8 protein-coding genes are annotated in these 9,881 nt (G+C 67.7%); 3 read left to right on the plus strand and 5 right to left on the minus strand.

The genetic code is table 11. The features are described 5' to 3' along the window. The 3 genes from recG to radA form a co-directional block, all read left to right on the plus strand. Positions 1-2,124 (plus strand): ATP-dependent DNA helicase RecG (gene recG, locus VAE53_RS11955; protein WP_322819597.1); only part of this gene is annotated, 2,124 nt, incomplete at its 5' end. Positions 2,125-2,148: 24 nt separating this feature from the next. Next, positions 2,149-3,552 carry a hypothetical protein gene (locus tag VAE53_RS11960; protein WP_322819598.1) on the plus strand — a complete coding sequence of 468 codons (1,404 nt, stop codon included), beginning with the start codon at positions 2,149-2,151 and terminating at the stop codon, positions 3,550-3,552. A gap of 25 nt (positions 3,553-3,577) precedes the next feature. Next, entirely contained in the window at positions 3,578-5,008 is a 1,431-nt protein-coding gene (gene radA, locus VAE53_RS11965; protein WP_322819599.1) for a DNA repair protein RadA, read from the plus strand. Here radA and rodA read toward each other — a convergent pair. From rodA to VAE53_RS11990, 5 genes are all read right to left on the minus strand, one after another. Continuing rightward, positions 4,928-6,091 carry a rod shape-determining protein RodA gene (gene rodA / locus VAE53_RS11970; RefSeq protein ID WP_322819600.1) on the minus strand — a complete coding sequence of 388 codons (1,164 nt, stop codon included), beginning with the start codon at positions 6,089-6,091 and terminating at the stop codon, positions 4,928-4,930. The two genes, radA and rodA, sit on opposite strands and share 81 nt — an antisense overlap. After that, positions 6,088-8,016, minus strand: coding sequence for a penicillin-binding protein 2 (mrdA, locus tag VAE53_RS11975; RefSeq protein WP_322819601.1), 1,929 nt, complete (start codon positions 8,014-8,016; stop codon positions 6,088-6,090). The genes rodA and mrdA overlap by 4 nt, the downstream gene beginning before the upstream one ends. Further along, positions 8,013-8,537 (minus strand): hypothetical protein, encoded by a 525-nt coding sequence (locus VAE53_RS11980; RefSeq protein WP_322819602.1) that lies wholly within the window; start codon positions 8,535-8,537, stop codon positions 8,013-8,015. The genes mrdA and VAE53_RS11980 overlap by 4 nt, the downstream gene beginning before the upstream one ends. After that, a complete protein-coding gene (mreC, locus tag VAE53_RS11985) occupies positions 8,534-9,370 on the minus strand; it encodes a rod shape-determining protein MreC (protein ID WP_322819603.1) in 837 nt (278 codons plus the stop codon). The genes VAE53_RS11980 and mreC overlap by 4 nt, the downstream gene beginning before the upstream one ends. A 27-nt stretch (positions 9,371-9,397) precedes the next feature. Then, positions 9,398-9,881, minus strand: a 484-nt coding sequence (locus VAE53_RS11990; RefSeq protein ID WP_322819604.1) for a rod shape-determining protein, incomplete at its 5' end; no start/stop codon positions are given.

Genomic DNA, 9,881 nt, shown 5'->3' on the forward strand with positions numbered 1-9,881 from the left:
CCCCTCCCCGCAGCCCCATCTCTCCGCCCCGATTCCCCCCTCCACCACCTCCCCGGCGTCACCCGCAGCATCGCCGGCCGATTCGAAAAACTCGGCGTCACCACCGTCGGCGACGCAGTCTTCCTCTTCCCCAGGCGCTTCAACGACTACACCAACCTCCGCCGTATCGCCGAACTCGAGCCATCCTCCGCCCTCCAGACCATCGTCGGCGAACTCCTCGACATCACCGAATTTCGCGTCCGCGGACGCGTCCGCGGCGCACGAGGCCTCATCTCCGACGGCTCCGCCTCCCTCCCCGTTCTCTGGTGGAACATGCCGTTCGTCGCCCGCGGGCTCCGCCAGGGCGACCGGTTGGTCCTCGCCGGACGCGTCCGGCGCTACCGTGGCCGCCTCCAGCTCGAAAACCCCGAATTCGAAAAAATCGAACGCGCAGGGGACCACTTCGCCCGCCTCGAACCCGTCTACCCAGCCACCGCCGGACTCGCCCAAAAGACCATCCGCACCATCGTCGCCCGCGCCGTCGAAGCCGTCGCCCACCTCGTCGAAGACCCCATACCCGCGTGGCTACGCCAGGCCGAAAACATCGCACCCGTAGCCCAAGCCATCCGCACCTACCACGCCCCCGCAAAACCCGACGACGCCGAACACGCCCGCCAGCGGCTCGCACTCGGCGAATTCCTCGCCGTCCAGTGCGCCGTCCTCCTCCGCCGCGCCGAATGGCAACAGCACAACGACGCCCCAGCCCTCGCCCTCGGAAACCTCCGCCAACCATTCCTCGCCAGCCTTCCCTTCCCCCTCACCAGAGCCCAAGAACGCGCCCTCGCCCAAATCGAACACGACCTCCGCGGCCCCAACCCCATGCTTCGCCTCCTCCAGGGCGATGTCGGCTCCGGAAAAACCGTCATCGCCTTCGCCGCCCTCCTCGCTGCCGTCGCCTCCGGCTACCAAGGCGCACTGATGGCTCCAACCGAAATCCTTGCCGAACAACACTACCGCTCCCTCGCACGCCTCCTCGGCGGCGAACTCTCCGCCCTCGATGGCGTCTTCAACCCGCCCTGGCTCGGCCGGCCCCTCCGAATCCTCCTCGTCACCGGCTCCCTCACCCCAGCCCAAAAAGCACACGTCCGCGGCGACGCCGCCCACGGCGGCGCAGATATCCTCATCGGCACCCACGCCCTCCTCGAAGACGACCTCCAACTCCCGCGCCTCGGCCTGGCCGTCGTCGACGAACAGCACCGCTTCGGCGTCATGCAACGCGCCAAACTCCGCCAAAAAGGCCAAAACCCCCACCTCCTCGTCATGACCGCCACACCCATCCCACGCACCCTCGCCCTCACCGTCTACGGCGACCTCGAAGTCTCCACCCTCGACGAGCTACCGCCCGGCCGCCAGCCCATCCGCACCCGCTGGTACCGCCCCGACGAGCGCGACGACGCCTACCGCTTCCTCCGCAAACGCCTCGACGCCGGCGAACAGGCCTACATCATCTGCCCCCTCGTCGAAGAATCCGAAGCCCTCGCCATCCGCTCCGCCGAAGAAGAATTCGAATTCCTCCGCAACGGCCCACTCGCCGGCTACCGAATCGATCTCCTCCACGGTCGCATGTCCGCTCGCCAAAAAGACGAAGTCATGGCTCGCTTCGCCCGAAACGAAGCCCGCGTCCTCGTCTCCACCAGCGTCATCGAAGTCGGAATCGATGTACCCAACGCCACCGTCATCGTCATCGAAGGCGCCGAACGATTCGGCCTCAGCCAGCTCCACCAATTCCGCGGCCGCGTCGGCCGCAGCGACAAACAGAGCTACTGCATCCTCTTCTCCAGCGAAGAAGACCCAGGCCCCGAAGCCCGCGAACGCCTCCAAGCCATGTGCGAAACCAACGACGGATTCGCCCTCGCCGAAGTCGACCTCCGCATGCGCGGCGAAGGCGAAGCCTGGGGCCGACTCCAGAGCGGCACCAACTCCATGCTCCGCGTCGCCCGCCTCACCGACCGCGAAATCCTCCTCCGCGCCCGCCAACTCGCCCACCGCGTCCTCCAGCGCGACCCCCACCTCCAGCACCCCGAGCACGCACCCCTCGCCGCCGCCGTCCGACCCTTCCTCGACCGCGCCGCCGAAGCCAACTGACCGCCCCTCCACTAAACTCCCCCAATGCACCACCGGCTCCTGCGGACGGCACGCCCCGCCTGGCCCCTCGGACTCATCATCGCCTCCACCGTCGTCGGCTACGCCCCGGCGCTCGCCTCCCCGTTTTGGCTCGACGACTACTTCTACCTCCTCGCCGCCCGCGAGCTCAGCCCCGGGCAGTACATCCGCGCCGCCTTCACCCCCTGGGGCCACGAACCCCTCCTGCCATTCACGCGCGACTTCTGGCGGCCCCTCGCCTTCCTCTGGTTCGAGATCCTCCAGCCCGTCGCTGGCGGCAACCCCCTGCCTTACCACCTCATCGTCCTCACCGGCCACCTCGCAGCGGTCATCCTCACCTGGCTCATCGCCGCCCGCCTCGATCCCCGCCCCACCGTACGCATCGTCGCTGCCGGCGTCGTCGCCATCTACCCCGGCACCTACCAGGCCGTCGCCTGGATCTCGTCCATCAACAGCCTCGCTCTGCCCTTCGCCCTCGCCTCCTGGCTCGCCTTCCTCCACGCCACCCAGACCGAATCCGTCCGCTGGCGGCTCCTCTCCCTCTCCGTCGTGCTCCTCGCCATCGCGGCCATGCACCGCGAAAACGCCTGGGTCATCCTCCCCATCGTCGTCGGCTGGCACCTCGCCATCACCGCCAAGTGGCGTCTCCGCCAGCCCCCAACCTGGCTGCCCCTCCTCCCCTTCGCAGCCCTCCTCGCCATCTACATCCTCATCCGCACCCGCGCCTTCACCGAACCCCTCGCCAACCGCGACGTCTTCGCCTGGGGCGACCACGTCTGGACCAACTACCGCACCCTCCTCGAGCTCCTCCTCCCCTTCCGCGAACACCTCGGCGGGCTCGATGGCTGGCGCGGTACCGTCCAGCAGCTCTCCGCACCCGTCGTCCCCCTCCTCACGATCGCCTGCATCCTCGCCCGCCGTTGGCCGCCGGCCATCCTCCTCGCCGGCGCCCTCCTCTCCCTCCTCGCCGTCGCTCCCAGCCAGCTCGGCATCGGCCCCCGCTACCTCTACTTCACGATACCGCCGCTCGCACTCGGCCTCGCCTTCATCGTTGCCGACCTCGTTCAACTCGTCCCCCAGCCCTGGCGCACCGCAGTGCCCGCCGCCGGCCTCATCCTCCTCCTCGGCAGCACCTGGTCGCTCCAGCAACGCGTCGCCGATTGGACCGGTTGGGGGCCAGAACAGCAGCGAACATGGCTCGACGCCCTCCGCGCCGAGCACCCCACCATCCCTCCAGGCGCCACCGTTTACGCCGCCGGCAACGTGCCCGGTTGGCTCACCATCTTCGATGGCGTCAATCTCGGCCCCGCCGTCCGGTGGCAGTACCCCCAAGCAGCAGGGGCAGTCTACGTCGCGCCCGGCCAAATCCCCGAACTCCACCCCGGCGACATCCTCTTCGTCGCTCCCTGACCAAAAACCCTCCTATACTCCCTCGGTGCCCAAGACCGAACGCGGCTACCGCTGCTCAGCCTGCGGCTGGACGACCATCGCCTACGTCGGCCGTTGCCCCGCCTGCCAGGCCTGGAACACCCTCGACCCCTTCGCCGAAGCCCCGAAATCCCCGATCGCCCGCCGCCATCCACCCGGGGCCCCCGCTCCCCTCCTCCGCCTCGACCAAGTTCCCACCGATGCCGCTGCCCGCTTCCCCACCCAGATCGCCGAGCTCGACCGCGTCCTCGGCGGCGGCGTCGTGCCCGGCTCCCTCGTGCTCGTCGGCGGCGAGCCAGGAATCGGCAAATCCACCCTCATGCTCCAGGCCGGAGCCGCACTCGCCGCCCGCGGGCTCCGCGTCGTCTACCTCTGCGGCGAAGAATCCCCCAGGCAGGTGCGCATGCGGGCCGAGCGGCTCCACGTCGCCGGCGCATCGATCGACCTCATCGCAGAACCCAGCCTCGACGCCGCCCTCGTCGCTGCCGAAGCCGCCGCGACCGACGTCCTCATCGTCGACTCCATCCAGTCGGTCACCATCGAAGGCCTCGAGTCGCGCGCCGGTGGCCCCGCCCAGATCGCCGAAGCCGGCGCCCGCCTCCTCGCCTTCGCCAAAAGCACCGGCACCGCCACCTTCGTCACCGGCCACGTCACCAAAAGCGGCGAAGTCGCAGGCCCACGGCTCCTCGAGCACCTCGTCGATGCCGTCCTCTACTTCGAAACCGCCGAAGGCGGCGCCCTCCGCCTCCTCCGCGCCGTCAAGAACCGCTTCGGCACCACCGACGAAATCGGCCTCTTCGAAATGACCGGCACCGGCCTCGTCAGCGTCGAAAACCCCAGCGCCGCCCTCCTCGCACCACACTCCCCCGCCGCCTCCGGCTGCGCCGTCACCGTCATCATCGAAGGCTCCCGCCCCCTCGCCATCGAGGTGCAGGCCCTCGCCGTACCCACCACCCTCGCCGCCCCGCGACGCATCGCCGCCGGCATCGAGCCCGCACGACTCCACCTCGTCCTCGCAGTCCTCGCCCGCCGTGGCGGCATCCCCTCCAGCTCCCTCGACATCGTCGCCAACGTCGCCGGAGGCCTACGCCTGCGCGACCCCTCCGCCGACCTCGCCACCTGCCTTGCCCTCGCCTCCGCCATCCACGACAAACCCCTCCCGCCCAGCACCGCCTTCCTCGGCGAACTCGCCCTCTCTGGGGCCCTCCGCCCCCTTCACCAAGCGGGCCGCCGCCTCGCCGAGCTCGCACGCCTCGGAATCGCTACCGCCGTCGTCCCCAGCGGCACACCGGCCGCCCAGGGCATCCACCTCGTCCGAGCCGCCACCCTCGCCGAAGCGCTCGCGGCTGTCGGCCTCTCAGGTCTGTCGGTACGAACGGTGCCGCATCACGATGCTCTGGAGCAGCCCCAGCGAAGCGAAGAGACTCACGAGCGATGACCCTCCCTGGCTCACGAACGGCAACGGAATACCCGTCACCGGAAACAGGCTCACGTTCACCGCCACATTGATGAACGTCTGCATCAGGATCAGCATCGTGATCCCCACCGCCACCAACTGGCCCGCCGTATCGCCCGCAAGTTGCGCCGCCCGAACGCCTCGCATCAGCAACACGATGTACAACCCGAAGACGACCATCGCCCCCACGAACCCGAACTCCTCACCCAGCAAACTGAAAATGAAGTCCTTCGTCGCCACCTTCAGGTACTCCAGCTGCGTCTGATCGCCCTGCATGTACCCCTTCCCGAAAAGCTGCCCCGACCCCAGCGCAATCTGCGACTGCAACACGTTGTACCCCGAATCGAGCGGATCCTCGTTCGGATCCACCAACACCGCCACCCGCTCCACCTGGTAATCAGCAATCGCGAACGTCCACGCGAACGGCAGAATCGCAACGAAAATCGCCGCCAATACCAGCAGATGGCTGCGATTCGCCCCCGCGATCACCACGATCCCGAGCCAGATCCCACCGAACACCACACTCGTGCCGAGGTCCGGCTGCAAGAACACCAGCCCCGCCAACGGCGCCACGATCCCCATCGAAAGCAGCAACGAGCGGAGGTCCCGCGCATCGCCCCCATGCTCCGAAAAAAACCGCGCCAAACAGAGAATCGCCGCCAGCTTCGCGAACTCCGACGGCTGCACCTGCACCGGGCCCAGGTCGAACCAGCGCGTCGAACCGTAGGCCGTACTCCCCAGCGCGAAAAGCGCCAAAAGCGTCACGATCGCAAGCCCGTAGAACACCCACGCATAGTGCAGGAACCGGTGATAGTCCACCCGAGAAACCCCGAGCATCACCGCGATGCCCACCGCCGCGAACAGCGCCTGCTTCACCACCGGGCTCGAAAGGCTCGTCAACGGCCCGTCGTACCAAGGCCGCGAACCACTGTGGATCAATGCCAGCCCCGCACCCACCAATAGTAGCGCCGCCGTCACCATCACAAAGTCGAAACGGTCCCACCCCCGCCAGAACGAACCACGCACACGCGCCCCGCCAAACTCCCCATAACGGACACTCGTCACGGCCGCACGTGCTCCATGAAATAGTCGAAAATCTTCCCCGCCACCGGCGCCGCCTTGTCGCCGCCCACCCCGATGTCGAAGTAGACCGTCACCACTACCTCCGGGTCGTTGTACGGAGCGAACCCCGTGAACCACGCATGCTGCGACTTCTTCCCGTCCCGCGTGAAAAACTCGGCCGTGCCCGTCTTCCCCGCCACCGTCGTCCGCGAACTTGCCGCCCTCGCCCCCGCACCATACTGAACCGAGCCGAGCATCCCCTCCCGCACCACCTGCAACCAGCGCGGATCCACATCCACCCGCTCACCCTCCGGCGCGATCGTCCGCACCACCTTCCCGTCCGGCCCGACCACCGCATCCGCCACATGCGGCACCGGCAGCGTCCCCCCATTCGCGATCGCCGCCGTCATGCGCGCCACCTGCAGCGGCGTCGCCAACACATCGCCCTGCCCGATCGCCGTGTTGTACGTATCGCCGAGGAACCACTCGTTCTCACCAGGCGCAAACCCAGCCCCCACCTTCGTCCTTCGCTTCCACTGCGGGTCCGGGATTCGCCCAGCCGCCTCACCGAAAAGATCGATACCCGTCGGCTTCCCGAATCCGAACTTCCGCGCCCATGCCGCCAGCACCGCACCCGATGTCTCCACGTCGCCACCCAGCCCCCGCTGCCGCTCCAAGTCACCCCCCGAAGTCAAGAAAAAGAACACATTCGACGACCACGCGATCGCCGTCCGCACATCCATCGACATGTTGTGGCAGCGCCAGTCCGGGTAGTTGTAGATAACATCGTTCTCGCCCTTGATATCCAAACTGCAGCCAATCTGGAACGTCGTGTTCGGAGAGATGCTTCCCTCCGCCAGCCCCGCCGTCGCCGTCACCAGCTTGAACGTCGAACCCGGAGCCGCCGGGTTCAATGCCTTGTTCAGCAGCGTGTACGTCGTCGTATCGTTTTGGATGCGCTGCAGCTCCGCCGCCCGCCGCTCCGCATCGCTGTAGATATTGTTGTCGTACGTCGGAATCGAGACCAACGCGTACACCTGCCCCGTCTTCGCATTCATCACCACCGCAGCAGCCTGCGTCGCATCGCCCCATCCCGTGCCATTGTCCGCCATCGACCGCTCCAGCAAGTCCGCCACGTACGCCTGCAGCCCAGCATCGAGGTTCAGCCGCAACGTGTTCCCCGGGACCGGGTCCTGCCTTCCCAGCAGCCGAATCAACCGCCCCTGGGCATTCTGCTCCGCAGCCGTATAGCCAATCTGCCCGCGGAGGTCCCCCTCGTACCAGGCCTCGATCCCGTCCTTACCCACCGGCTCGTTCAACTGGTACCCCTTGCCGGCAAGCGACTTCGCCTCCTCCGCCGTCTGCGGCCCGATATAGCCAAGGATGTGCGAAAACGCCGGCCCCGCGATGTACTCCCGTCCCGGAGTCACCTCCAGGCTCACCCCCGGCAGGTCCACCGCCGCCTCCTCCAGCGCCAGCGCAGCCTCCCTCGGCAAATTCGTCGCGATCCGGATCGCGATGTAGTCCCGCCCCGCCGCGATCGCCTCGTCCACCTTCGTCTGCACCTCCAGCGGCGAAACCCCGATCAGCTCCTGCAGCCGCAAATAAATCCGGTACCGAGCATCCGCCGAACCCGGCAACATCTCCGGCAGAACCGTCGCCGAGTAAACCCCAACGTTCCTCACCAGCGGCTCGCCATTCCGGTCCGTGATGAGCCCCCGCGTCGGCAAAATGTTCGTCCGCACGATGTGGTTCTCCCGCGACCGCCGAGCGAACTCCTCCCCCCGCAGAATCTGCATATCCGCGAGCCGAATCGTCAGGATCGCGAACAACAAGAGCACGAAACCCCGCAACACCGCCACATTTCCGTGCGGTCGATTGCGGGACGGGCCCGCTGGGGTCCGGATCCCATCCTCGAGCATGCTCATAGGCTCGCGAAATACCTCCCACGCGTCGCCGCGAAACTCGCCCCCCGGAGCCCCGCCAACCGAAGCGGCACGTAGAACGACAATAGCAACACCGCGTCGATGAACACTCCCGGTAGCAGCACCTGCCACACCAGCGGCCCCAACATCGTCGGGGCCCCAGCCAGCATCGCCCCCACCGCCAGCACCGTTCGCGCCGCCAGCCCCGAACCCAGCATCGTCAGCCACGTCTTCCCCGCCTGGCCCAACGGCAGCGGCACGTCCTCCAGCAGCGCTCGGATCACCACCACCGGCAAATACGCCAGCAACAGGAGCCCCGCCCCCCGGTCGGAGAGCATCCCCAACATCACCGCTCCCACCGGCGTCATCACCATCACCGGTGACGGCCCAGCGAAGGCCGCCGCCAAGCACAGCGTCAACAGCACCAAGTCCGGAACCGCACCGGCCACCGGGAACAGCGGAGCCACCGTCACCTGCGCCACGACCGCCAAGAACAACAGCACGAAAAGCGCCAGCCCCCTCACGGTGACACCCCCGTATCGAGCGACTCCGGCACGAAACTCATCAGCACCAACACCGTCGTCGCCGTCCCCAGGCGTGTCAGCGGCTCCACCGCCACCTTCGGGAACAGGTCCTGCGCCGACCCCTCCACCGACGTCACCGTCCCAATCGGAATCCCGTACGGGAACGCCCCGCCAAGCCCCGCCGTAATGATCGTGTCCCCTACCTTGATATCCCCCTGCGCCAAGTCCAGCGTCAGCGTCCGCCCCGGATTCCCCCGCAGAATGCCATCCGCCCCCTCACCGCCCAGCACCGCCGCCCGCACGTTGCTCCGCGTATCCGTGATCAACCGAACGAACGACCGCGTCGGCGTCACCCGCGTCACCGTCCCCATCAGCGACCCCTGCGTCGACGTCACGACCATCCCCTTCACGATACCGTCGTTCCCACCACGGTCGATCGTGATCACATCGCTGAACGGCGAACTGTCCCGGTGCACCACGTTCGCCGCCAGTCGCGCCTGCGACGCATCCCCCTGCGCCAACCCCAGCGCCGCCTCCAGCTCCCTGATGCGCTGCGCATCCTGCTGGCGCTGCGCCAGCTCGTTCCGCAGCCCCTCGTTCTCCACCCGAAGTCGGGCATTCTCCTCCCGCAGCGAGTCCACCTCCCCCGCGCTCGAAAGCATCCCCGCCACCGGCCGGAACGCCGCCGAAAGCACCGCTTCGAAAGGCGACGTCAGCCGCAAAAACACCCCCTGCACCGGGCTCAGCACGCCAACCTGCCCGGCGACCCCGAGCAAGATCGCCAGCCCAACCATGGCTCCCAGCCACCACGAGTACCGGTTCGAGGTCAGCATGACCGTCCCCCGGGGCGCACGCCGATGCTACCGCCCAGGCCGCCGCGAAACCAGCTGCGACTGCACCTTCTCCAACAGCTCCGACTCCTCCAACACCTCCCCCGCCCCGCGCACCACACACAAAAGCGGGTCCTCCGCCACGTAGACCGGAAAGCGCGTCTCCTGCGAGAGCCGCCGGTCCAGCCCCCGGAGCAACGCGCCGCCCCCCGCCAGCGCAATCCCGTGCGCCATCAGGTCACTCACCAGCTCAGGCGGCGTCACCTCGATCGACGACCGCACCGCCTCCACGATCGCCGCAATCGAACCCGCCAGCGCATCCCGGATCTCCACCGTGCTCACCTCCACCGATTTCGGCAGCCCCGTCGCGATATCCCGCCCACGAATCTCGATCGTCTCCTCCGGGTCGAGCGGCGCCGCCGAACCCGCCAGCTTCTTGATCTCCTCCGCCGTCCGCTCCCCGATCAGCAAGTTATGCACCTGCCGCGCATAGGCGATGATGTCCTGATCCATC

It is taken from the genome of Tepidiforma sp. (assembly GCF_034432735.1).
In the GTDB taxonomy this organism is placed as follows: Bacteria; Chloroflexota; Dehalococcoidia; order Tepidiformales; family Tepidiformaceae; genus Tepidiforma.

Bases quoted from the DNA above. Each gene is read 5' to 3' on its own strand.
- VAE53_RS11960 (WP_322819598.1), top strand. From the start codon at position 2,149: ATGCACCACCGGCTCCTGCGGACGGCACGCCCCGCCTGGCCCCTCGGA.
- mrdA (WP_322819601.1), bottom strand. From the start codon at position 8,016: ATGAGCATGCTCGAGGATGGGATCCGGACCCCAGCGGGCCCGTCCCGC.
- mreC (WP_322819603.1), bottom strand. From the start codon at position 9,370: ATGCTGACCTCGAACCGGTACTCGTGGTGGCTGGGAGCCATGGTTGGG.